Below are 23,226 nucleotides of genomic sequence, written 5' to 3'. Positions count from 1 at the left end.
CTCAATTTTCTGCCTTTAGGGAGCCTGTGGCAATCACAGGCTCCCTTTTCTTTCCCTTGTTAGTCTAAACTCCAGTCATAACCCACAGCTTTTATCATGCTGGATTCGACTGGTTGTAGTTTCATGATTTCCCGATAAGTAAGGCTACCTGAAAAAAACAGCATACCCAAATCCCGGACTTTTTAAAGAAGTCAGGACTCTAAAGCCCGATCGCACCTAAATTTCCCCTAAAATAATTTCTACTCCCTCAATCCAAAATCTAAAATCTCAAATCGAAAATCCCAATGACTCACTCCACCGATATCGTCACCCTCGCCCGCTGGATGGCCGCCGACTTCAGCAACCAAGCCCAAGCCTTTGAAAACCCGCCATTCTTCGCCCACATCCGCGTTTGCATGAGGCCTTTGCCAGTCGAACTTCTAGATGGGCTCAGCTTGTACCTAGAACAAGCCTACGATATTGAACTGCACGTACCGTACCGAGTCCGAGTTTTGAAATTAGTCCCGGTGGACGATCGAATCGACATCGAAAATTATGCCATAGAAAACGAAGAACAATTCTACGGCGCTTCCCGCGACCCGCAACGGCTGCAAGAAATCAAAAAAGCACAACTGACACTGCTTCCCGGCTGCACCTTTATTACGCAGTGGACTGGCAACAGCTTCAAAGGGTTTGTCGAACCCGGAAAAGGCTGTGCGGTGGTCAGAAACGGCAAAAAAACCTATCTAGACAGCGAATTCGAGATTGACCAAGACAAATTTATCAGCCACGATCGCGGACGCGACCCAGAAACCGACGCCCACGTCTGGGGAGCCCTCGCCGGGCCTTTTGAATTCACCCGCCGGGCCAGTTTCGCCGACGAAATTCAGGTTTAATGCAAAAAAACAGAGTCCCTCCTGGGCGAACACGCTTGATTAAAGGTTCAGAATGCACCAATACCTGGTACATTAACCCAGTATTGGCAAGCAAGATTCACCGTTGATTTATGAAAGTCCTGGTTATTGGTGGCGATGGCTATTGCGGTTGGGCAACCGCACTCTACCTTTCCAACAAAGGTTACGAAGTTGGCATCCTCGACAGCTTTGTGCGGCGGCACTGGGATCTGGAACTGTGCAGCGACACCCTCACTCCCATTGCACCGATTCAGCAACGACTCCAGCGATGGCAAGATTTAACGGGCAAGTCGATCGACTTGTTCGTCGGTGACATCACCAACTACGATTTTCTCAGCAAAAGCATGAGAAAATTTGCACCAGAGGCGATCGTCCATTTCGGCGAACAGCGTTCGGCACCTTTCTCGATGATCGATCGCGAACACGCAGTCCTCACCCAAGTCAATAACGTCGTCGGGACACTCAACCTGCTGTACGCCATCCGCGAAGACTTCCCCGACTGTCACCTAGTGAAATTGGGGACAATGGGCGAATACGGCACCCCGAATATTGACATTGAAGAAGGCTACATCACGATCGAACACAACGGCCGCAAGGATACACTACCCTATCCCAAACAACCAGGCAGTTTCTACCACCTGTCAAAAGTCCACGACTCCCACAACATCCATTTTGCTTGCAAAATCTGGGGTTTAAGAGCCACCGACTTAAATCAGGGCGTAGTCTACGGCGTGCTCACAGATGAAACCGGCATGGATGAACTGTTGATCAACCGTTTGGACTACGACGGAGTATTCGGTACAGCATTGAACAGATTTTGCATCCAAGCTGCGATCGGTCATCCTCTGACGGTTTACGGCACTGGCGGACAAACCCGCAGCTTCTTAGACATTCGGGATACCGTGCGGTGCGTGGAATTGGCGATCGCCAATCCCGCCGAATCCGGACAATTCCGCGTCTTCAACCAATTCACCGAACAATTCAGCGTCGGCGACTTAGCCTCCTTGGTGCAAAAAGCAGGCATGGCAATGGGATTAAAAGTAGAAATCAACAATATCGAAAATCCCAGAGTCGAGAAAGAAGAACATTATTTCAATGCCAAAAACACCAATTTGCTAGACCTCGGTTTGCAACCGCACTATCTCTCAGATTCCCTGCTCGATTCTCTGCTGAATTTTGCTACAAAATATCAGCACCGTGTGGATAAAAATCAGATTTTGCCGAAGGTTTCTTGGAAGTAAGTTCTGGTATATATTTGCGGGGTAAGAGATTTTTTAACGAACCGCGAAGGCGCGAAGGGCGCGAAGTAAGAGAAAAGAAGGGAAGAGAGGGAAAATGTTTGCAAGTTCTGCATGGATTTGACTGTAGATTACTTTTTTCATATCTATGCTTTTTTATCTTTTGCTCTGTGTTCTCTGCGTCCTCTGCGCTTAGTTGAAAAATGGCATTAGGTTTTTACTGCTGACTTTTTGGGAATCAAGCCGTGAAAAGTCGAATTCTCATTGCTGTTGCTTTTGGTGGTTCTGCCGGGATTTTCAGCTAGTGCAGTCTGTGCTTATTATTTAATACCGGAATGGGCTGCACTGACGGCGAGCAATCAAAATTACCGCGCCCGTTAGCGAATCGCCTGCTGCTGGGGAAAGGGAAATGTTAATTGCTAAAACTGCACAGGAAATTCACAGAATTAATTGCTGTGCCGAAGGTGTGAGATTGCTTTTAGGTGGGATAATTTTATATATTCGCATTCAGGGAATTTGGATCTTACCCCAAAAACCTCTCTCTCGGAATTAGCGGCGGTGAAACAGAAAGAAGAAGTGTAGAAAAGCAGCCGATCGCACGCCATGACTTACTCGCCGCGAGACAGTGTATCCTGTTAACGATGAGGTTGGCCCCAAGCTATGATTATCGGCTCCCTAAGTAACTTATTTTTATGAAAATTGCTCTTTTCACTGAAACATTTCTGCCAAAAATAGACGGCATTGTGACGCGCCTGATTCACACTGTAGATCACTTGCAGCGATCGGGCGAACAAGTTCTAATATTTTCTCCAGATTACGGGATTAAAGAATACAAAGGTGCCCGAATTTACGGTGTGGAGGGTTTGCCTTTGCCGATGTACCCGGAACTGAAAATGGCACTTCCTTCTCCGGCTGTCGGTCGCCAATTAGAGCAGTTTAAACCGGATATTATTCATGTTGTCAATCCCGCTATTTTGGGATTGGGCGGTATATATTACGGGAAAAAGTTCAACATTCCGATTTTGGCTTCTTACCACACGCATTTGCCCAAATACTTGCACCACTACGGTTTCGGAGTTCTCGAACCTTTATTGTGGGAACTGCTCAAAGGAGCTCACAACCAAGCAGAATTGAATCTGTGCACTTCAACAGCAATGGTCGAGGAATTGAGAACCCACGGCATTGAGCGAGTAGATTTGTGGCAGCGGGGCGTAGATACTGAAATGTTTGTCCCGGAATTGGCGAGTCGAGAAATGCGATCGCGCCTTTCTGAAAATAACCCAGACAGTCCCCTGCTGCTGTACGTCGGCCGCCTGGGTGCAGAAAAAGAAATCGAACGCATCAAACCAGTCCTCGCAGCGATTCCCGACGCCCGCCTCGCCCTAGTGGGAGACGGCCCGCACCGGCAAACTCTCGAACAATATTTTGCCGGCACCCCCACTAATTTTGTCGGCTACCTCAAGGGGCAAGAACTCGCAACAGCTTACGCATCGGCCGACGCCTTCATTTTTCCCTCCCGCACCGAAACCCTGGGGTTAGTGCTCCTAGAAGCAATGGCTGCGGGGACGCCCGTAGTGGCGGCGCGCAGTGGCGGAATTCCCGATATCGTCACTGACGGCGTTAACGGATATTTATTTGACCCTGCCGATGAAGAAGGAGCACTCGCTGCCACCAAGCGTCTGTTTGTCAATCCCGAAGAACGGGAAACCCTGCGCCAAAACGCTCGCCGAGAAGCCGAACGCTGGGGTTGGGCCGCCGCCGCCGCACAATTGCAGCGCTACTATCAATCGGTGGTATTTGCCCAGTCCATGCCCAGAGCGGCCTAAATGCCATAAGCTAAGCTGTCGTGCCTTTAAACAGCACCGACAGCTTATGCGATTTGGGATTTGAGATTTTAGATGAAAAAATTGCTAATGACTGATGAACTAAGGGTTTGGAGCTTGTTTACAGTTGCATTTTTTTTGAAACGGGTATTAGCTTTGCGGTTCGATCGTCAGTTTGTAGCGAGAACCGATTTCATCAAAGACCGATCGAAATTTTTAGGTAGTTATATCACTGTACCTATCCTGCTGCTGCGTTTAGCATTAAACTATGAGTAGCTTTGTAGGAATTTCTCGCGCGCGGCGGTTCTAGAGCGCCATTCACCAGACCGCATACGGTCGCCGAATACGCTAACACAGTCATACCGCGCACCAGCCGAGCACAAAGCGTCAGATTCACCTTGCCCTGCTCGATCGAACCAAAGCCTGGATGGAAGCTACTTTTTAGGCTGGGAGTGTTCCGAACTCCAGTTCAGCTTTAATTGACGAACCCTCATCAGTATCGATGTTGTAAAAAAAAGATCGATCGAGCATACATAACAAGCAAACTGAAGTTGCGTGCCCCACTTTTGAACTCGCGATTCATCAAAGCGACAAGCGAGTGCCGGCTTGAAAAGCAAACAACTTCAAGAGTTTGCACCGCCGCAGAATCTAGCGCCGATCGACCTGCGGGTCACTCTACCCCTCTGAGAAAGCAGTTAATCATGACATTCTCCAATGCTGGTAGCGTTCTGGCTACACTGACTCAAGTCAATTTTATGGGGGCATTGACCTCCCGTGTTAAGAGCCTGCCAGTTCCTGAATTAGTGTGCCTGCTGGACTTTATCACGGCTGAATTTCAGCAATTTATCCGGGCGATGGACCTGATTAACAATGAAGCACTCGAAACTCTCTTAGAGCAACTGTTAGATGCCTTCACTGTCAAAATTGGTCAAATTCTGCAAGCAGACCGGACAACAATTTTTTTGGTTGACTCCAACAAAAATCAACTGTGGCACAAAACAGTCGATGCACTTGGCGAAGATTTAGAAGTTCGTTTGCCGATGGATGCAGGCATTTTAGGCTACGTAGCAACAACCGGAAAATCGATAAATGTCGCCGAAGCTCGATCGCACGAGCATTTTAATTCCGAAGTAGACGAACCACCGGGCTACGAGATCGAGACCATCCTCTGTATGCCGATTTTTAGCAGCAAGAGCCAACACGAACCCGTAGCGGTGGTCAGACTGTTAAATAAAGCTGGCAATGTCCCTTTTAGCGAGGAAGACGAACAGCAGTTTCAGGCTTTTGCAGATTCGATCGGGATTATTCTCGAAAGCTGTCAGTCTTTCTACGTCGTGGCCCGCAACCAGCGAGGGGTTGCCGCACTCCTGAGAGCCACCACGACTTTGGGTCAAAGTCTTGACTTGGAAACAACTTTGCGCGCTGTCATGGATCAAGCTCGCGACTTGATGCAGGCCGATCGCAGTACGCTATTTTTGTTAAATCGGGAAACCAACGAACTCTGGACAAAAGTCGCCAAGGCCGACGGCAAAACGATGGTAGATCTCCGCATTGCTGCGAATAAGGGAATTGCAGGCTACGTGGCTTCGACCGGTCAACCTTTAAATATTACAGATGCTTACGACGATCCCCGCTTTGACCCATCTACAGACCAGCAAACGGGATACCGCACTCGGACTGTCTTGTGTATGCCGGTGCATAATGCTAAAGGTGAGCTGATCGGGGTGACTCAGCTAATTAATAAGAACCAAGGCACTTTCACTACTTCCGACGAAGAGTTTTTGCGAGCGTTTAATTCCCAAGCGGGAATGGCGCTGCAAAATTCTCAACTGTTTCAGAATGTGATGGTGGAAAAGCAGTATCAGAAAGATATGCTGCAAAGTCTTTCTGATGCAGTAATTTCCACGGATTTGAAGGGCCGAGTTGTGACGATCAACGAAGCAGCACTAGAATTGTTGGGCTGTCCGCTAAATCAAGCTAAAAGCAAACAGAATCCCCAGATTTGGGAAGATAAACTGGTGAATCGCTATGTTTGGGAAGTTGTGCCGATCGACAATTTGCAATTTCGACTGGAAGACAGTCTCAAAAATGCTGCCAGACATTACGTTCCCGAACAAAGTTTAACTTTGGGATTGTTGGTGGAAAAAACGTTTGGTTCCGCAGCGGCAGAAAATGAAGCAGGAGAAACTGAAGAAGAAAGTTACATTTTGGCTGTACCCGATCGCACGGATCCAAATTTATATTACGCTTGGGGCGAAAACCGCGCGTGGACTGAGGAAGTAGCGCTGGCAGAATTAGCTAATTCCCAATCTCTATTTGCGCTGCGAAATTCTGCCCTGTATCACCCTTATTGTCCGCTGCCAATCAATAAATCTCGAATTAAAGTAATTGAACGCAGTTTGAATTTGACTGTCAACCCGCTGATCAATCCTGAAGGCGGCGTGCGCGGCGGTTTAGTTGTACTCGAAGACATCAGCCGCGAAAAGCGGATGAAAAATACCATGTACCGCTACATGACTCCTGGAGTCGTAGATAAAGTAATGGCTTTGGGCGAAGGCGCGCTCATGGTGGGCGAACGCAAAGAAGTAACTATTTTATTTTCCGACATTCGCGGCTACACCAGCCTGACCGAAAATCTGGGAGCGTCGGAGGTGGTATCCCTGCTGAACAAGTATTTTGAGACGATGGTGGAGGCCGTTTTCCACTACGAAGGTACTTTAGACAAGTTTATTGGCGATGCTTTAATGGCCGTGTTCGGCGCGCCGCTGCCGCTGAATCCTCCCGAAATTCACGCTTGGATGGCGGTTCAGTCGGCTTTAGATATGCGCCGACGTTTGAAAGAGTTTAATGATTCTCGCCCCGGCGAGGATCAGTTTCGCTTCGGAATTGGGATTAGTTCCGGAGAGGTGGTTTCGGGAAATATTGGTTCGGAAAAGCGGATGGATTACACGGTAATCGGGGATGCGGTGAATTTGAGCTCGCGATTGGAACAGCTTACAAAGGAGTACGGCTGCGATATCATTTTGAGCGAATTTACATACAGTTTGTGCAAGGAACGGATTAGGGTGCGAGAGTTGGACAAGGTGCGGGTTAAGGGCAAAAATCAGCCGGTGGGAATTTACGAGTTGCTGCAAAATAGTGCCGATCCTATCGACGGGGAAACCGTTCGGTTTTTGGAACTTTACAGCAATGGTCGGGATGCTTATATTGCTAGAAATTTTCAGAAAGCTATTAGTTGTTTTGAGGCGGCTTTAGCGATGCGGCCGAGCGATCGACCTGTGGAAGTTCACATCGAGCGATCCCTCAGCTATTTGCAAGTACCCCCGCGCGAAGATTGGGACGGCGTGCATACGATGACTATCAAATAGGATATTATATCACGGCAGAGTCTTCAAATGTAAAAAGATTGGATAAAGTTTTGATATCTTCCTTATGACAGAGTTAATAAGTGGAAAAATGTGAAAACATAAATCGGATGCAAGATTAAAGTTAGTATTTATTTCCAGCCACATAAATGAATTATTTATCTGTTCCGAATGCCACAAAAGCCGATCGCATTCTGGTGGTAGACGACGCACCGGATAATGTTTTGTTGGTACAGACAATTCTGGAAGAAGAAGGTTACGAAATTAGCACGGCCGATAACGGCTTTTCGGCCTTGAGCCAAATTGACAAATCAGCCCCGGATTTGGTACTGCTAGACGTAATGATGCCGGGAATGGACGGTTACGAAGTCACCCAGCGAATGCGACAAAATAAGGAATTGCCCTTTATCCCGATTTTGCTGATTACAGCTCACGACAGTGCTAGCGTAGTCCAGGGACTTGACATGGGAGCAGACGATTTCATCCGCAAACCAGTTGAAATGGACGAACTGCTGGCGAGGGTGCGATCGCTCCTGCGCCTCAAACACAGCGTAGACGAACGGAATTCGATCGCCCTCCAGCGCGAAGATTTTGTCTCCCGACTCGCTCACGACTTGCGGACGCCCCTGGTGGCAGCCGATCGAATGCTAACTTTAATGCAGCAAGGAGCTTTGGGAGAAATTTCGCTTCCCATGCGCGACGCTTTCGGCACGATGGTTCGCAGCAACCAAAACCTGATCGCCATGGTAAATATGCTGCTGGAAGTCTACCGCTACGAAGCAGGCCGCAAATCCTTAAGTTTCGCTCCCGTGGACTTGCGCCAGCTTATTACTGAGGTAGCTGAAGAACTAGCTCCCCTAGCCGATGCTAAAAGTTTGTCCCTGAATTTAGACTTGAAAGAAAGTGCAGAAAGTGCTCCGATTGCGAAGTATCCGGGCGATCGTCTGGAGCTGCACCGCTTGCTGACAAATTTAATCGGAAATGCGATTAAATTCACCGACAGCGGCTCAATAGATGTCAGCTTAAAAGCTGCAAATTCACCTGCTTATACGAGCTTCAAAAACCAACCGCTGGCATGGGTAATCATCGAAATCAAAGACACTGGCGCAGGCATTTCTCCCACCGAACAAGCAAAGTTATTTGAAAGGTTTGGCCCGGGAACTCACAAGAAATCCGGTACAGGTTTGGGACTACACCTATGCCGCCAAATAGTCGAAGCTCACCGCGGCACGATCCAGGTAAAATCAGAGTTGGGTAAAGGCAGTTTGTTTACTATTCGCTTGCCTTGTTAGATCGGTATAAATAACTCTAACTTTCCGGTGCGAAATGCCCACATTACTACAGATCGACTGTAATTGTAGGGTGCGAAGTGCGTACCTAATCGAATTATGGTTAATTTACCCGATGTCATATAATTACTTGGCAACCGAATTTATGGCAATATGTCTAACTGTCCAGTGTGCGGTGCTGAATACATAGAAGAAAAACCAGAGTTTTGCTCGATTTGCGGCTGGGATTTGACTCCCTACCCGCAACGTGCTAAGCCTTCCAAAAGTTATTTAAAAAAAGAACAAGTTAGATTGCAGTGGGCAAAACAAATGTGGGAATTGACCCGCAATCAACAAAATTGGTCCGCTAAATTTGATGAGTTGCAGGGGGAATTGCAGCAAAATGCGATCGCCCGCACGTACGTTCAATCTCAGTTAGAATGGGTTTTGTACCGCCTCGAACAACTAAACCCCGAATTGATTGTCAGCACTCTACTGCGACTGGAAGACAAAATAGCCGCCATACCTGACAAAACTCCGGCTATCTCGGAAGTGGGGATGGATTACCGGCAACTGACAAAGCTATTAGAAACCGGAAAATGGCGCAAAGCTGACGAACACACTTGGGAAATCTTGCTGCAAATCGCCGTCAGGGAAGACGAAGGCTGGCTGAGTGCAGCCGATATTGACAGTTTTCCTCTTACAGACCTTCGCACGATCGACCAACTTTGGCAACAATACAGCAGCGGGCGGTTCGGGTTGAGCGTGCAGCAGCAGATTTGGGAAACTAGCGGGGGTAATTATACTGAATTTTGCGATCGAGTCGGCTGGCGAGTCAAGGAAAATTGGAAATATTACAGCGAGCTCTCCTTCAACGAAGATGCTCCCCCCGGACATCTCCCCGTCACCGCATGGAGACAGCGCGCCTGTTACGGTGCTGGTAAACTCACCGCAGCAGAAAACTTGGCCCGCATCGCTGCGAAACTCGCAAGTGGCGATCGGTAATCATCAAAAAAAATCAAAATCGACATTAACTGCTATAATCAAAACGGTTTAGCAACTGGGGCTGTGGCTCAGATGGATAGAGCAAGCGCCTCCTGAAGAATCGGGCACCCTGCGAGGAAACTCTGGGAGTGAATGTGGTCAAATTTGGTGAAACCTAAAGAGTTCATGGGTTCCTATGACTCTAAGGCAATACCAAGCCAAGCCTGAGCTCAGGGCGATTAAACAATCGCCTATATTGAAATCAGGAAGGTTTAGAGACTAGACGGTCACCACCTAAAAGCTGCAAGCATATGGTGAAGGTATAGTCCAGAGAGTGGGGAAACTCACACAAATCTGAAGCGCTAGGCCGCCGGTTCGAACCCGGCCAGTCCCGTTAAAAACCAAGAAAAATTAAAAGCAGGAGGGGGAAGCTTTGTTTTGCCCCTCTTTTTTGCATATCCGCTAACGAATTCGCCCACAGACGAATACTTGCTTGAAGACGAGGACTTACGCAGAACCTCTATAGAATCCATCTGAAATCTAAAATCTGAAATCTAAAATCTAAAATCACCTGTTTAAGCCCCACCACAAGCGTAGAGTCAATCTAAAATCTAAAATCTAAAATCTAAAATCTATGATCCCCCGACCCTTTTTTAAATTTTAATTTTTAATTCCTGTTAGTGGGCTATACGTGCGGTATTTTTTGTTATGGTTCCTTTGTGAGTTACATAAAATTTTTATAGGTTTAGATGTGGTTAAGAATCAACTCAAACACGCAGCGTTACAAGCGTTTGAACACTTCACGCAGTTTTTGGTTCGTAGTAGGGCTTTTGATGGCGTGTTGGTTTGGCTATCAGCAGGTTAAGAGCGAATTTCAGAGACCCCAAGCTGTGTTAGTTCTAGGTGGGGCTACGGAGCGAGAGGTGTTTGCCGCCAAATTTGCTCAGGATTATCCTGAATTGCCGATTTGGGTGTCGTCTGGCAGCAATCCAGAGTTCGCGGAATGGGTGTTTTCAGAAGCGGGAATTGAGTCCGATCGCGTCCACTTAGACTACAGAGCGGTGGATACGGTAACAAATTTTACTACGCTGGTAGATGAATTGAAAGCTCAAGGGATTGAGAGCGTGTATCTGATAACTTCTGACGATCATATGCGGCGAGCTCAGATTATCGGCGAAATCGTGCTCGGCAGTCGAGGCATTAGTTTTAAGCCTGTGGCAGTTCCGTCTGGGCGAACCCCCGAACCGATGGAAAAAGCTCTTCGCGACGGCGCTAGAGCTATTCTTTGGCTGACAACCGGTTATACAGGTGCTAACTTCACCCAAGCCAGAATTCAATAAACAAAGGGAAGGATTAAGAAATTTTTAATTTTTTTCCCTTCCCTCAGGTTTTCAAAGTTGTCTCCTCTAGCGATTTAACGAACCGCGAAGATGCTGACGACAAATTCGCAATAGAAGAGAATAGAAGAGAAGGAGTAGTTTAAAATTAGTAGATGAACTTCAATAGCTAAAGTTAATGACAGACCAAATTCTGCCGCAAGTTCTGGAGCAAATTTTGAGTGGCAGCAAGACTGCGGATGCTGTTTTTTCGGCTTTGGTGCCGGCTTTAGGCGAGGTGTTAAATTGCGATCGCGTCTTTCTCTACCTCCGCAATCCTGAAACGCAAATGGGCAGAGTACCTTACTGCTGGCGTCGCAACTCGAACTATCCCGATGTTAGCGGCACGGAATGGAAAAAAGAACCGGAATCTTTAGGGCAAGAAGACCCTTTATTTGCAGCAGCTTTGCGAACTGAACCTTCGATTTTTGTTGAGGATGTTGAAACAGCAAATCCTGAAGTAGTCAACAAAGATTTTGAGGCAAAAAATTTCGGACATCGAGCTTTAATTCACGCTCACCTTTGTGCTGACGGCTTATTGTGGGGGGTTTTGCAGCCTTGTATTTTCGATCTGCCCAGAGTTTGGACTGACTTGGACCGCCAAGTTATCGCAGCAGTTACAGAAAAAATTTCGCCTTTAGCTGTTGCTTTTGTCAGAGGCGATCGCACAACCGCAATAAAATAGGTTTCTAGTGAGTACGATCGTCTTCATCAAACTCGATCGTACTCACTAGAAACCCATAACGATGTTTTTTCCTTCCTCAAACGCGGTTTCTGAGTAAATTCTACAAACATCCTTCAAGCAAATCAGCGCCCCAAATCGTGCATAGCATTAATCTCGGTTGCACATCTTTGAGTCAGCGCTTCCAATTCCTCGCGATCCGAGGAACCGGGCGCTTCAATTAGCTTGCCAATTCGCACCGTCAGCGGCACCGGACGCGGAATTCCCGAACCTTTCGATGAAATCGCGTGAGTTCCCCACAAACTAACAGGTAACAGCGGTGCTTTTGCCTTAGCAGCTATCAGCGCAGCACCTAATTTCGGTTCAGTAATTCTGCCGTCTGGGGTGCGAGTCCCCTGCAAAAATACACCCGTCGCCCATCCATTCTCCAAAGATTTGATAGCCGAGCGAATTGCACTGCGATCGGCACTTTCACGCTTCACTGGATAAGCACCGTAAAGCGTAATTGCCTGCTTCAAAATAGGAACTTTAAATAACTCTTCCTTCGCCATAAATGCGACCGGCCGCCTCATGCAATTAGACAAAATCGGGGGGTCAAAATCGCTGGCGTGATTGCTGACTACTACAAGCGGCCCTTCTGTCGGAACATTTTCTGCACCGTAGATGCGACCCCGAAAGTACAGGTGCAGCATCGGGCTGACAATTGACCATTTGAATAAATAGTAAAGAAGTAAACTTTCGACTGGTTCGCGACTTTTGCTCACAAAAAAACCTTAAATTTTAAATTACATCGAATATTAGCCTATCAGTTCAGCAATGACAAAGGAATAGTATTTTGAGGTTTGTAGGGTGCACACCTTACCCAGCCCAATAATAAAGTCCGCCTGCGCGGACTTCACTTGTGTAGAGCCCGACAGAAGTCTGGCCAACTCCTGAATTTCGGACGTTTGCAAAGGCTCAATTTCCAGCCAGCATAGCTTTCTGTCCTTCCGAAGAAGTCGCGTAGCCCAAGAAATCCTTAACTGCTTGGCTGGGAGGATTTTTGTAGGCGTAGTACAACTGCCGCTTGTAAGGATAGTTACCCGCATCCGTCGTCGCACCGTTGACTGGAACAACGCGCACCGTTTTCTGATTGACTACTTGAGCGAATGTGGCATAACCAATGCCGTTCTTGCCTAAGGCTTGCTGCAGGGGAGTGGTCGCATCTCGATCGAGCGTGGTAATATTTGGCGTCGTGCCAAACTCGCCACCTCCGAGCACTTGTTCTTTAAACGTTTGGTGAGTGCCGCTAACTTCGGGTCGATTTATCACTTTAATCGGGCCCGCCGGGCCGCCTACTTTCGACCAGTCTTGAGCATTTCCGTTGAAGATATCTTGAACTTGAGCGGAGGTTAAACCTCTTGCGACGCTGGTTTGTTGAGAAAAAAGAACCAACCCCCACCGGCGAGCAAGAGAAATAACAAAATAAAAACTATCGGGGGAGGCCCGCTCTTAGCCATAAAATTCTCCTTAGTTTGAAAGTTCTTTGTTGTTCGATCCCTCTAACATTTGCAGCCTGCGATTAACTTCATCATCTAAGGTCATATTTTCTAATTCTGCCTGAAGTCTTTCTTGGGGGTTTTCAGATAGTTCTGCTAAAGCTTGCTGTTCGAGGTTGCGGCCGTGGACGGCGTTTTTGGCTTGCTCAAATTGCGATCGAGCTGAATCGATACTGAGGTCGTTGTTGACTTGGGATATGGCTCGGAGGGCTTCGTTAATCTCGGCCATATCTTTCATATTTTGCATATCGGTTTTGTAGGCTTCCAGCTTCATCCGTTCTCGATTTAGCTTGTCTTTGGAAGCGTTGACGTATTGTTCGGCTTGTTTTACTTGGGATTCTAATTGCGGCAAGATTTGTTCTGTCTGAATTACCTTCGCCATTGCCAAGCGGGCCGCTTCTTCGTTGCCGTTGCGCTTGGCTGTGATGACTTGGCGCTCTACGGTTTGCATTTCCCTAACTTTTTCTTCATATTTCGTTTTGGCGCGCTGGTAGGCTGCAACTTGGGTGGAGACTGCTGCTGCTAGCTTTTGCACTGATTCTTGCATGGATCGCAGCGACTCTTCGGCTAACGCCACCGACACCTGGCCGCCGGATTCTACTGGCAGTCCCCACATCCAGTTCCAGGCACCAACTATGGTTCTGCCTGCCTTGTCGCCCATCAACCAGTAAAGGACTTTTTTCATATAAGTACCAGATAAGCTTGGTTTTTACGCCTAGTTTACATCAGGATTTGTCGATCGCCCCGTCAGGTCGATCGATATCTACATTTTTGATAAAGATTTTCTAGCTGTCTCGATGGTCTATCCCCAAGTTGCACAACAGCCAATATTCGGATTTGCCTGTTGTGCTATTTATTTTTCGACACTCTTCGGGCCAATTAACTTTAAAGTTAATAACCTGCCGTTTAATAACAGGCTAAAAATAGATTAAGCGGGTAAATCTGCCAAACTACTAACATTTACCAGCGCTAAATCGGGACAAGTCCGTTTGATCAAACCTGTGAGAACTTTGCCGGGGCCAATTTCCACTACGCGATCGATTCCTTGTTGCGGCAATTGCAGCGAAATTTCTCGCCACCGCACGCCTTTGGTCATCTGCTGAGTCAAGCGCTGCTTTAAAGTGGCTGCGCTGGTAGTGGCTGAGGGTTCTGCGTTCGATAGCACCAGCATTTTAGCATCGGAAAATCTTGCAGACTTTAAGGCTAGTTGAAACTCTGCCGCCACTGAGGCCATCAGGGGAGAGTGAAACGCACCGGAAACATTCAATTTAACGGCGCGTTTGACTTTGATTTTGGCAAGTAAATCTTCTACTGCTGCGGGCGTTCCAGAAATCACGACTTGTGCTTCGCTGTTGTCGTTTGCCAGCACTACGTCTCGGCTGTATTGAATTTGTAATTCTAGTTCCTGCCTGTCGAACCCGATCAAAGCCACCATTTGCCCGCCGGAGGCAGTGTCCATGAGTTCGGCGCGGCGTTTGACTAAGCGCAATCCGGTTTCAAAGTCAAAGACGCCTGCTGCGTAGAGGGCAACATATTCTCCTAAACTGTGACCGGCAACTACCGCTGGCCGATCGCTTTTTTCTCGCATTAAGTCGGTCAAAATACTTTCTACTACGAACAAGCAAGGCTGAGTGTAGAGAGTACGAGATAGTTGTGCTTCTTCTTTTTGGCAAACTTCCGAGACAGACCAACCTAAAATTTCTTTAGCGAGCTCAAATTTGGCTTTGGCTGTTGGCAAGTTTAATAAGTCTGCACCCATCCCGATCGCCTGGGAACCTTGTCCGGGAAATACCCATGCTGTTTTAGTCATTTTTCCGGTAATCTGCTAATTGGTGGTTGCTAATTGGTGATTGCAAAAATTTTTTGTTTCCCGCTTCTTTCGTTCGCTGGTTGGTATCCGCTATCTATCGGTTAACGAACTATCTACTCGCGACTCACAATTATAACATAATAATTGCGCTTTTTACGAAGTTTATATTTTTTTTGCTACTTTAATTAAATTAATAGCAGTAACAAAATTTTCAAGCTTCAAGGTGGGGAAAGTCGATCGAAGAATAGAGGATTTTTAATCTCAGGGCGCGCTTGTCAAGAACTGCTGTCCCGAGGGTGTACGGCTGCGCACCTTGCCCTATGTATGGCGTGTTCGAGGATTTGTATTTTGCAAGGGTCGCACCCCCGACAATCATTAGCCAAAGTTTAAAGCCGCCAAACATTATACCAGTTCCCAAAAAGAATGAAACTGCTTTACCAGCTCCAAACCCATACTTCCTCAGTAATTCCCAATCGAAAATCGAAAATCGAAAATCGAAAATGGTATTACCTTCCCCATTGAAAAATCGCCGCCCCCCAAGTCAAACCAGCACCAAAACCGGCCGCCGCAATAGTATCGCCCGCTTTAACTTTACCCAGACGCACGGCTTCGTCTAAGGCAAGGGGAATTGAAGCCGCTGAGGTATTGCCGTAATTTGCCAAATTGCTGATTACTTTTTCGGGGGGAATCTTTAGCCTTTGGGCAACTGCATCGAGAATCCGCTGATTGGCTTGGTGCAACAGCAGCCAGTCAATTTCAGCAGCGCTAATATTTGCCCGAAACATAGCTTTTTCTATGACTTCCGGCACTTTTCTCACGGCAAAGCGATAGATTTCTTGACCATTCATTGTGATGGGATGAAATCCACCCACTGCGACGCTGACGCCCTCAATTAATTCTTTTGACTCGGCTTTGTAAGCCAAATTGAGAGACGAATTTTGTGTGCCGTCGCTGCGAATTTCAAATCCCAAAAAGCGATCGACTTCTGAAGCTTGTAATACCACCGCACCTGCACCGTCTCCAAAGAGAATGCAAGTACCCCGATCCGACCAATTCACCCACCGAGATAAAATATCTGCTCCGATCAGCAAAACATTTTGATAAACCCCTGTCCGAATGAACTGCGAGGCTGTAACTAAACCAAAAACAAAGCCGGAACAAGCTGCTGTTAAATCAAAAGCCACAGCTTTTGTTGCGCCCAATTGATATTGAATTTTACTGGCAGTGCCAAACAAATCGTCAGGACTGGAAGTCGCCAAAATAATCAAATCAATATCTGCGGGCGAAATTTCTGCCATTGCGATCGCCTGAAGCGATGCCTCCGACGCTAAATCGCACAAAGAAGTGCGATCGTCAGCCAGCCTGCGGGAGCGAATGCCCGTCCGCGCCCCAATCCACTCGTCAGAAGTTTCTACTATCTGACTCAAACCGTTATTATCCAGCGAAACCTGCGGTGTACAAGAACCGCTACCTGTGACGGCAATGCCGAACCCTGATTGCTGCAACATTCCTCTCCATTTACTCGCTGTTCGTTCGAGAAATTAAAAATTAAAAACTACCAATTAAAATGATTTTTTAAACTGCTGAAATTACTTTTTTTTAAGCAAAACAGTTGGTTTAATCTGACATTTTTAATTTTACATTTTTAATTTTTAATTCCTACTTACTGCCTCTAATTCACAGCTTCTTGTTCCAGAGCGCTTTGGTGATTGGACGAGCGAATTCGCTCCAGCACTTGGTTGTCAATAGCCTCCTTCGCCAAACGAATGGCATTAAAAATCGAGCCAGCTTGAGACGAACCGTGGCTGATAATGCAAACTCCAGCAACGCCCAATAGCAAACCGCCGCCGTGTTCAACGTGGTCTACCCGCTGCTTAAATCCTTGCAAGCTTTTTTGCAGCAGAGGATCGTTAATTTGATGTTGGAGTCCTTTGACTAATTCTTCCTTCAGCACTTGCACCACAACTTCGCCCACCGCTTCGGCAAACTTCAACAACACATTGCCGACAAACCCGTCGCAGACAATCACGTCGAATTTCCCCGACAGCACGTCGCGGCCTTCGGCATTGCCCACAAAAGGAATGTTCGGGTTGTCCACCAATAACTGGTGGGTTCGCACCGCTGCGTCGTTGCCTTTAGAAGGTTCTTCGCCAATGTTGAGCAGGCCGATTTTAGGTTCGGCGACGCCCAGCACGCACTGGCTGTAAATAGTTCCCATAAGAGCGAACTGCTCCAAAAATTTGGGGCGGCAGTCCACATTAGCGCCGACATCGAGAATAAGTACAGAGCTGCCCGGTACCATTGTCGGCAAAACCGCACCGATCGCAGGGCGATCGATTCCGGGGAGCCTCCCCAACCTCAGCAGGGCAGCCGCCATTGCCGCGCCGGAGTGACCGGCGGACACCACAGCATCAGCTTGCTGCTGCTTTACCAAGTTCATCGCTACGTTAATCGAAGCGTTGGGCTTGCGTTTGAGGGCACTCAAAGGTTCTTCGTGCATTTCCACCGCTCCTTCAGAAGGAACGATTTCTAGCTGACCTGTAGAGACGCGGCCGATCGCGTCTTGTTGCCGGAGCGAGTCTTCTATTTGCTGCGGGTCGCCCACGAGCAAAATCTCTACGCCTAATTCTTCTTGTGCCTTAAGCGCTCCAGCTACAACTTCGGCGGGGGCGTGATCCCCACCCATAGCGTCTATCGCAATTCTTGCGCGTGTCGATCCCATTGACCAATGTTTGAGAAACACTAAAAATTCTACCAGGAAGTCAGGAGCGTGAATCCACAAGTCTGAATAAAGAACTAAAATCCGCTCGCCCTAGTGATCGGACAATTCTTATTTCCGACTACTCTGATAGAACTTGTTTTGTCACTACTTTACTATTTTTGACGGCATATTGAAAAAATCAATGAAATAGTTTACATGACCGCAAGCACTTTAGTCCGGGAACGCCGGATTCATCCGTGGAGCGAGAAAAAAGCTCCCCATCCCGATCACTTGCCCCCGGATTTATTAGTGGGAGCGCTTTCTTCCATCTGAAATCTAAAATCTCAAATCGATTGACTTTAGGAGTAAAAAATGCTGGATTTATTTAGCTCAGGAATCTTATCTCTGTGGCTGGACACGGCTGGGGTAGGTAGTGCTGCGCCTAATGCTGCGTCAGTGCTGGCTTGGCGGGGAGGGATACCCGGGCTAGTGGTGGCAGAAGATTTGGCTTTTGGGGGAATAAATGTGGCAAATCCAGACTTGCCCGCAGAAGCGACGGTGCGGGAATATTTAAAAGATTTGAAGGACAAGAACCTGATTGAGGGGAATCAGGGAATTTGGGTGCAAGCGGGAATCGTGCCACTGGTAAGTCAGCAGGGCAAGACGCTGATGCCTGGGGCTTCGCTGACTAAGATTGCGACTTCTCTGGCGTCGCTTACGACTTGGGGCGCGGATTATCAGTTTGAAACGCGGTTCCGAGCAACGGGGCCGATTAGGAATGGGGTGTTGCAGGGAGATTTGGTGGTCAGCGGCGGGGGCGATCCGCTGTTTGTGTGGGAGGAGGCGATCGCGGTGGGCAATGCTCTCAATCAAATGGGTATCGATCGCGTGGCGGGCAATTTGGTGGTGACAGGCAATTTCCGCATGAATTATCTGTCCGATCCTTTGGTTGCCGGGGAGATACTGCGGCAAGCTCTTGAGGGTCGCAGTTGGTCGCAGGACGTGGTGGCAATGTATTCTAAGATGGCTCCGGGAACTAGAAAGCCGCAAGTAACGGTTGCCGGCAGCGTCATTGCTGAGAAATTTGTGACTTCGGGGCATTTGCTGCTGAAACGCCGATCGCTTCCTTTAGCCGAAATTCTCAAGCAGATGAACGTCCACAGCGATAATGAAATAGCTCAGATGCTGGCCGACGATTTGGGCGGGGCACAAATCGTGCAGCAGCAAGCGACTTGGGCTGCGGGGGTGCCGGAGGAGGAACTTGAATTAGTTAACGGTTCGGGATTGGGAGTGGAAAATCGGATGTCTCCGAGGGCGGCTTGTGGGATGATGCAGGCGATTGCCCGCAACCTTCAGACTACAGGGCTGACGATTGCTGACTTGTTTCCGGTGTCCGGGCGCGATCGAGGAACTTTGGAAAACCGACACATTCCGCGATCGGCTGTGGTGAAAACTGGTACTTTGGACAGCGTGATTGCTTTGGCTGGAGCCATACCCACGCGCGATCGGGGTTTAGTTTGGTTTGCAATTATTAATCGCGGCACCGATTGGGACTCTTTGAGAGCGCAGCAAGATATATTTTTGCAAAAATTGGTGCAGCAGTGGGGAACAGCATCGATTTTGCCACTAGCAATTACACCGCACATTGACGGCGCCAGACCTGCCTTGGGGGCAGCAAATCGTAGCGATATTTTGGTCGGAGGTTAAGAAATAGGGGTTGAGTTGGAGTTCGGGGAAGGAGCGCTGACAAAATAGCTTAGAATTGGAACAAGACTATTGTGCAAGAAGATGATCAAACTGCGATTAAAGAGATACGGGAAAAAACGCGAGACAAGCTACCGAATTGTAGCGATGAACAGTTCTACTCGCCGCGACGGCCGTCCCCTAGAAGAGCTCGGCTATTACAACCCCAGAAATAACGAAACCCGGCTGGATGTTCCAGCGATTGTCAAGCGCCTGCAAGAAGGCGCTCAGCCAACTGACACCGTGCGTGACATCCTGAGAAAAGCCCATGTATTTGAACAAGTCGGAGCCGGAGCCAACGTTGAATCCAGCACAGCAACAGTCAGCTAGTCCCAACTATGCTGGACTGGTTAAGTTTTTAATTGGGCCTTTTTTAGAGACCCCAGGTTCTTTGCGGGTTGATTGCGAACTGCACCCCCGCCAATCGCGGGTCTGGGTTAGGCTTGCTTTTGAAGATCCGGACAAAGGCCGGGTTTACGGTAGGGGCGGACGCAATATTCAGGCAATTAGAACTACGCTCGAAGCGGTGGCGCAGACGGCGGGTCAGTCTCTCTACTTAGATATATACGATGGTGAAGCGGGCGATCGCGGATCTGGTCCGCCCAGGGGCGATCGCGATCGCCCGGATCGCGGCTCGCGGGAGCCGCGAGGCGACTTCCGACCCCGGACGCCACCTCCGTCGCCCAGTCCCTTAGCTAGCAGAACTCCGAGAGAACAACCTCGCCGTACTAACACACCTACGTTTAGAACGAGCAGAAATACTCCCGGTTATTAACTAACTGCAGAGCCCAGAAAGAATTTTAGATTTTAGATGGCCTGTTGTAGACTTTGTATTACAAGCCCCGTTAGATTTGAGATTGCCGATTTTGCGATCGGACACAAATGTAAAATTTAAAATCTACAATCTCAGCGGGATCGGGTTAATCTAAAATCTAAAATTTCAAATCTAAAATCTAAAATTGCCTGACTTAATAGAAGGGAGATTTGATTTGTGCCTCCAGCACCAAACTCATTTGCGAGTTAAAGATAAAAGACGCCTTAGATACTAGGTAAAAGCTAGTATCTGGCGTTTTTTTGTTCCCAAAATGCTGCTGGTTGAACTGTTAATTGTTAATATCGTTTCCGGTAGCATCGGAATGATACCGAGGACACCGCACTGCCGTGTCCCTACCCCGATTAATTGTAGGGACGCGGCAATGCCGTCTCGAAAGCTGTGGATAATCTTAATTCCGCTGCTGACGGAGTTGATATAACTTCTAATTGCTTATTTGGAGGAGCTTATGTTGGCATGACTGAAAAACTAACCATCGAGTTACCGAGCGCTCAAAGCGCAATGTCGCTGGCCGGTAATCAAGAAGAAAACCTGAAAACGATCTCTAAACAAACCGGTGCTAGCCTGGTAATGCGAGGGCAAGAACTGCTGATTTCCGGCACACAAAATCAAGTAGAATTGTGCCATAAATTAGTGCGATCGCTATCCGACTATTGGAAATCCGGCAAAACTATTACCGGAGTTGAAATCCAGACGGCCCGCCAAGCTTTGGATACCAACCGCCAAAATGATTTGCAAGACTTGCAGCGAGACGTGCTCGCCAAAACGCGCCGCGGCGAAGAAATTAGAGCCAAAACTTTCAAGCAGCGGCAGTACGTCCAAGCAGTACGCACTCATGACCTCACATTTTGCATCGGCCCCGCCGGTACTGGCAAGACATTTTTAGCAGCTATTTTCGCCATCCAAGCTTTGTTAAGCAAACAGTACGAACGGCTAATCTTAACCAGGCCTGCCGTAGAAGCTGGCGAAAAATTAGGGTTTTTGCCGGGAGATTTGCAGCAAAAAGTCGATCCATATTTGCGCCCGCTTTACGACGCCCTGCAAGAAATGATCGACCCTGAAAAAATGGCAGATTTAATGGAAAGAGGCTTGATCGAAGTAGCTCCTTTAGCTTATATGCGGGGGCGCACTCTCAGCAATGCTTTCGTAATTTTGGACGAAGCTCAAAATACGACGCCGGCTCAAATGAAAATGGTGTTGACTCGTCTCGGCTTTCGATCGAGAATGGTAGTGACGGGCGATATCACTCAAACAGATTTGCCACCAAACCAACAGTCGGGATTGTCAGTCGCCCAAAACATTCTACGCAACGTTGAGGGCATTGCTTTCTGCGAATTCTCTCAGGCGGATGTGGTGCGACATCCCCTAGTGCAGCGGATTGTCGCTGCTTACGAACTACATGAAAAATAAATAGTCAGTAGTCAGTAGTCATTAGTCATTAGTTGGTGGTTATTGCTGATTGGTTCTAATTCCCCATTCCCCATTCCCCATTCCCCATTCCCCATTCCCGAATTAAATTATGCCTAACCTGAAAGAATTCTTAGAAGCTTGCGAAAATTTAGGAACCCTGCGTTTAATCGTGACTAGCAGCGCGGCTGTGATCGAAGTGCGCGGTTCAATTCACAAGCTGTTTTATGCGGAGTTGCCGAAGGGTAAATATGCAAATATGCACGCCGAAATATTTGAGTTTCACCTGAATATGGACAAAATAAAACAGGTGAAGTTCGAGACTGGCGAAGCGAAAAGAGGAAATTTTACTACTTATGCAATTCGTTTTCTTGACGAACAAAATGAGGCTGCTTTGAGCGCGTTTTTGCAGTGGGGAAAGCCGGGGGAATATGAACCGGGACAGGTGGAAAACTGGCACGAATTGAAGGATAAATACGGGGAGGTTTGGGAACCCCAACCTGTTGATGAGATTTGAAGCTATTTTTTTTCAGAAGATTGTAGCCCAATTATCAAAACATCTGGACATTCAAGTAAATGATTACTCTACTCCTAAAGGTGAAGCTTGATAACAATGTTCAACACTTCTGTAAAGTAGGTAGTAAAATGCCTCAAAAACAGACATAAGTAAATGAAATCTATCGAGCGAACATTTCCAGTTGTTAACAGCCATAATGAATGGGATTTACTAAAAGAAGTAATAGTAGGTCGTATAGAAGGCGCTTCTCTACCCGCAAGCGAACCTTGTCTTGATGTTGATGTTCCTCCCCAATATCAAGACTTTTTCAACAAATATGCAGGTAAACCTTTTCCAGAAGAGTTAGTTCAAGCAGCAGCTAAAGAACTTGAATAATTTTGCAAGATCTTGGAAGCCGAAGGAGTCAAAGTAAGAGGATGTTTTAAAACTGGAGTTTAGACTAAGACAGAATAAAGAGGTGCATTACTGTAGATTGAATGCACTAAAAGATGGAGGAGCGAAAACTTCTGATTAAAGGGACTTAGGGGCGTTTTTTCTCGGGCGAGAAAACCCTTTTTTGACCACAGGATATCGAATTATCGGTCGTCGTTTGCGACCTTTAATCCAACCAGGAGATTTACCTCGGAGTTTGGGTGGTTGAGCAGGTGTATCTAAGAGAGCTAAAATGCTCCCAAAAGATTGAGCTACCCGTCCAGGGGTGAGCTTGGCTAGAGATTTCTGCCACGGCAGAGGGCGTTGTGCCACAAGCTGACGGGCCAACCATAATTGCCAAGTAACAATCGGGATTAAATCCCACATTCCGCAGATATTCGATCGGATTTTTTAATCAGTTGTGAAAACTTGGAAGCCCGATGCTTTGGGGTGGAAATTATGCGCTTTTAGCGTTACAGAAGCTTGTCAAATTTACCTAAATCAAGTAAGTTGAAATAATTGACTTTTTCTCATATATTTATGTTGCTATTTATCGCGGTCGCTCATATTTTGAAGCAAGGCAAATTATGCCAAAAGCAAATTATCTTGACTAATTAATGAAAATTATTCACAAATAT

General features: G+C 47.5%; 22 protein-coding genes. 15 read left to right on the top strand and 7 right to left on the bottom strand.

Going from position 1 to position 23,226, the window contains the following annotated elements:
- Positions 1 to 284: 284 nt before the first annotated feature.
- From QUB30_RS30710 to QUB30_RS30670, 9 genes are all read left to right on the top strand, one after another.
- Positions 285 to 875 carry a chromophore lyase CpcT/CpeT gene (locus tag QUB30_RS30710; protein WP_333341680.1) on the top strand — a complete coding sequence of 197 codons (591 nt, stop codon included), beginning with the start codon at positions 285 to 287 and terminating at the stop codon, positions 873 to 875.
- Positions 876 to 985: 110 nt separating this feature from the next.
- Entirely contained in the window at positions 986 to 2,134 is a 1,149-nt protein-coding gene (locus tag QUB30_RS30705; RefSeq protein WP_333341678.1) for an NAD-dependent epimerase/dehydratase family protein, read from the top strand.
- Positions 2,135 to 2,823: 689 nt separating this feature from the next.
- Positions 2,824 to 3,957 carry a glycosyltransferase family 1 protein gene (locus tag QUB30_RS30700; protein ID WP_333341676.1) on the top strand — a complete coding sequence of 378 codons (1,134 nt, stop codon included), beginning with the start codon at positions 2,824 to 2,826 and terminating at the stop codon, positions 3,955 to 3,957.
- Positions 3,958 to 4,044: 87 nt separating this feature from the next.
- A complete protein-coding gene (locus QUB30_RS30695) occupies positions 4,045 to 4,230 on the top strand; it encodes a hypothetical protein (RefSeq protein ID WP_333341674.1) in 186 nt (61 codons plus the stop codon).
- Between the two features lie 425 nt (positions 4,231 to 4,655).
- The gene (locus tag QUB30_RS30690; RefSeq protein ID WP_333341672.1) at positions 4,656 to 7,322 is read left to right on the top strand and encodes a GAF domain-containing protein; all 2,667 of its coding nucleotides are present in this window, start codon (positions 4,656 to 4,658) and stop codon (positions 7,320 to 7,322) included.
- Between the two features lie 146 nt (positions 7,323 to 7,468).
- The gene (locus QUB30_RS30685; protein ID WP_333341670.1) at positions 7,469 to 8,611 is read left to right on the top strand and encodes a hybrid sensor histidine kinase/response regulator; all 1,143 of its coding nucleotides are present in this window, start codon (positions 7,469 to 7,471) and stop codon (positions 8,609 to 8,611) included.
- 150 nt (positions 8,612 to 8,761) lie between these two features.
- Positions 8,762 to 9,592 (top strand): GUN4 domain-containing protein, encoded by an 831-nt coding sequence (locus QUB30_RS30680; RefSeq protein ID WP_333341668.1) that lies wholly within the window; start codon positions 8,762 to 8,764, stop codon positions 9,590 to 9,592.
- A 728-nt stretch (positions 9,593 to 10,320) separates the two neighbouring features.
- Positions 10,321 to 10,911, top strand: a complete 591-nt coding sequence (locus QUB30_RS30675) for a YdcF family protein (RefSeq protein ID WP_333341667.1) — start codon at positions 10,321 to 10,323, stop codon at positions 10,909 to 10,911.
- Positions 10,912 to 11,086: 175 nt separating this feature from the next.
- Positions 11,087 to 11,632, top strand: a complete 546-nt coding sequence (locus QUB30_RS30670; protein WP_333341664.1) for a GAF domain-containing protein — start codon at positions 11,087 to 11,089, stop codon at positions 11,630 to 11,632.
- Positions 11,633 to 11,754: 122 nt separating this feature from the next.
- On the opposite strand, the gene QUB30_RS30665 is transcribed toward QUB30_RS30670, so the two are convergent.
- From QUB30_RS30665 to plsX, 6 genes are all read right to left on the bottom strand, one after another.
- Positions 11,755 to 12,393, bottom strand: a complete 639-nt coding sequence (locus QUB30_RS30665) for a lysophospholipid acyltransferase family protein (RefSeq protein ID WP_333341662.1) — start codon at positions 12,391 to 12,393, stop codon at positions 11,755 to 11,757.
- A gap of 193 nt (positions 12,394 to 12,586) precedes the next feature.
- On the bottom strand, positions 12,587 to 13,063 hold the full coding sequence (locus QUB30_RS30660; RefSeq protein ID WP_333341660.1) for a substrate-binding domain-containing protein: 477 nt from the start codon (positions 13,061 to 13,063) through the stop codon (positions 12,587 to 12,589).
- Between the two features lie 75 nt (positions 13,064 to 13,138).
- Positions 13,139 to 13,852, bottom strand: a complete 714-nt coding sequence (locus QUB30_RS30655; protein ID WP_333341658.1) for a PspA/IM30 family protein — start codon at positions 13,850 to 13,852, stop codon at positions 13,139 to 13,141.
- A gap of 243 nt (positions 13,853 to 14,095) precedes the next feature.
- Positions 14,096 to 14,977, bottom strand: coding sequence for an ACP S-malonyltransferase (gene fabD, locus QUB30_RS30650; protein WP_333341656.1), 882 nt, complete (start codon positions 14,975 to 14,977; stop codon positions 14,096 to 14,098).
- A 506-nt stretch (positions 14,978 to 15,483) separates the two neighbouring features.
- Complete coding sequence (locus QUB30_RS30645; protein ID WP_333341654.1) at positions 15,484 to 16,485, bottom strand: beta-ketoacyl-ACP synthase III; 1,002 nt, start codon at positions 16,483 to 16,485, stop codon at positions 15,484 to 15,486.
- Positions 16,486 to 16,649: 164 nt separating this feature from the next.
- A complete protein-coding gene (plsX, locus tag QUB30_RS30640; RefSeq protein ID WP_333140044.1) occupies positions 16,650 to 17,699 on the bottom strand; it encodes a phosphate acyltransferase PlsX in 1,050 nt (349 codons plus the stop codon).
- Positions 17,700 to 18,050: 351 nt separating this feature from the next.
- On the opposite strand from plsX, the gene QUB30_RS30635 reads away from it, so the two are divergent.
- The 6 genes from QUB30_RS30635 to QUB30_RS30610 all read left to right on the top strand — a co-directional run bounded on the left by QUB30_RS30635 (position 18,051) and on the right by QUB30_RS30610 (position 22,552).
- Complete coding sequence (locus QUB30_RS30635; protein WP_333341651.1) at positions 18,051 to 19,385, top strand: D-alanyl-D-alanine carboxypeptidase; 1,335 nt, start codon at positions 18,051 to 18,053, stop codon at positions 19,383 to 19,385.
- 81 nt (positions 19,386 to 19,466) lie between these two features.
- Positions 19,467 to 19,751, top strand: a complete 285-nt coding sequence (rpsP, locus tag QUB30_RS30630) for a 30S ribosomal protein S16 (RefSeq protein WP_006633724.1) — start codon at positions 19,467 to 19,469, stop codon at positions 19,749 to 19,751.
- Complete coding sequence (locus QUB30_RS30625) at positions 19,723 to 20,196, top strand: KH domain-containing protein (protein WP_333341650.1); 474 nt, start codon at positions 19,723 to 19,725, stop codon at positions 20,194 to 20,196. The genes rpsP and QUB30_RS30625 overlap by 29 nt, the downstream gene beginning before the upstream one ends.
- A 513-nt stretch (positions 20,197 to 20,709) precedes the next feature.
- Positions 20,710 to 21,663, top strand: a complete 954-nt coding sequence (locus tag QUB30_RS30620) for a PhoH family protein (protein ID WP_333341647.1) — start codon at positions 20,710 to 20,712, stop codon at positions 21,661 to 21,663.
- Positions 21,664 to 21,772: 109 nt separating this feature from the next.
- The gene (locus QUB30_RS30615) at positions 21,773 to 22,177 is read left to right on the top strand and encodes a ChuX/HutX family heme-like substrate-binding protein (RefSeq protein ID WP_333341644.1); all 405 of its coding nucleotides are present in this window, start codon (positions 21,773 to 21,775) and stop codon (positions 22,175 to 22,177) included.
- A gap of 153 nt (positions 22,178 to 22,330) precedes the next feature.
- Positions 22,331 to 22,552, top strand: coding sequence for a hypothetical protein (locus tag QUB30_RS30610; RefSeq protein ID WP_333341642.1), 222 nt, complete (start codon positions 22,331 to 22,333; stop codon positions 22,550 to 22,552).
- A 135-nt stretch (positions 22,553 to 22,687) separates the two neighbouring features.
- Here the strand turns inward: QUB30_RS30610 and QUB30_RS30605 are convergent, their stop codons facing one another.
- Positions 22,688 to 22,975 (bottom strand): hypothetical protein, encoded by a 288-nt coding sequence (locus QUB30_RS30605; RefSeq protein WP_333341641.1) that lies wholly within the window; start codon positions 22,973 to 22,975, stop codon positions 22,688 to 22,690.
- Positions 22,976 to 23,226: the final 251 nt, after the last annotated feature.

It is taken from the genome of Microcoleus sp. BROC3, assembly GCF_036702515.1.
Classification (GTDB): Bacteria; Cyanobacteriota; Cyanobacteriia; order Cyanobacteriales; family Microcoleaceae; genus Microcoleus.
Note: the sequence above shows the minus strand (reverse complement) of the source record. Positions and strands in the feature narration are given on the sequence as shown.

Coding starts and splice junctions, on each gene's coding strand:
- QUB30_RS30710 (WP_333341680.1), top strand. CDS start 285: ATGACTCACTCCACCGATATCGTCACCCTCGCCCGCTGGATGGCCGCC.
- QUB30_RS30705 (WP_333341678.1), top strand. CDS start 986: ATGAAAGTCCTGGTTATTGGTGGCGATGGCTATTGCGGTTGGGCAACC.
- QUB30_RS30700 (WP_333341676.1), top strand. CDS start 2,824: ATGAAAATTGCTCTTTTCACTGAAACATTTCTGCCAAAAATAGACGGC.
- QUB30_RS30695 (WP_333341674.1), top strand. CDS start 4,045: ATGACTGATGAACTAAGGGTTTGGAGCTTGTTTACAGTTGCATTTTTT.
- QUB30_RS30690 (WP_333341672.1), top strand. CDS start 4,656: ATGACATTCTCCAATGCTGGTAGCGTTCTGGCTACACTGACTCAAGTC.
- QUB30_RS30685 (WP_333341670.1), top strand. CDS start 7,469: ATGAATTATTTATCTGTTCCGAATGCCACAAAAGCCGATCGCATTCTG.
- QUB30_RS30680 (WP_333341668.1), top strand. CDS start 8,762: ATGTCTAACTGTCCAGTGTGCGGTGCTGAATACATAGAAGAAAAACCA.
- QUB30_RS30675 (WP_333341667.1), top strand. CDS start 10,321: ATGTGGTTAAGAATCAACTCAAACACGCAGCGTTACAAGCGTTTGAAC.
- QUB30_RS30670 (WP_333341664.1), top strand. CDS start 11,087: ATGACAGACCAAATTCTGCCGCAAGTTCTGGAGCAAATTTTGAGTGGC.
- QUB30_RS30655 (WP_333341658.1), bottom strand. CDS start 13,852: ATGAAAAAAGTCCTTTACTGGTTGATGGGCGACAAGGCAGGCAGAACC.
- fabD (WP_333341656.1), bottom strand. CDS start 14,977: ATGACTAAAACAGCATGGGTATTTCCCGGACAAGGTTCCCAGGCGATC.
- QUB30_RS30645 (WP_333341654.1), bottom strand. CDS start 16,485: ATGTTGCAGCAATCAGGGTTCGGCATTGCCGTCACAGGTAGCGGTTCT.
- plsX (WP_333140044.1), bottom strand. CDS start 17,699: ATGGGATCGACACGCGCAAGAATTGCGATAGACGCTATGGGTGGGGAT.
- QUB30_RS30635 (WP_333341651.1), top strand. CDS start 18,051: ATGCTGGATTTATTTAGCTCAGGAATCTTATCTCTGTGGCTGGACACG.
- rpsP (WP_006633724.1), top strand. CDS start 19,467: ATGATCAAACTGCGATTAAAGAGATACGGGAAAAAACGCGAGACAAGC.
- QUB30_RS30620 (WP_333341647.1), top strand. CDS start 20,710: ATGACTGAAAAACTAACCATCGAGTTACCGAGCGCTCAAAGCGCAATG.
- QUB30_RS30615 (WP_333341644.1), top strand. CDS start 21,773: ATGCCTAACCTGAAAGAATTCTTAGAAGCTTGCGAAAATTTAGGAACC.
- QUB30_RS30610 (WP_333341642.1), top strand. CDS start 22,331: ATGAAATCTATCGAGCGAACATTTCCAGTTGTTAACAGCCATAATGAA.
- QUB30_RS30605 (WP_333341641.1), bottom strand. CDS start 22,975: ATGTGGGATTTAATCCCGATTGTTACTTGGCAATTATGGTTGGCCCGT.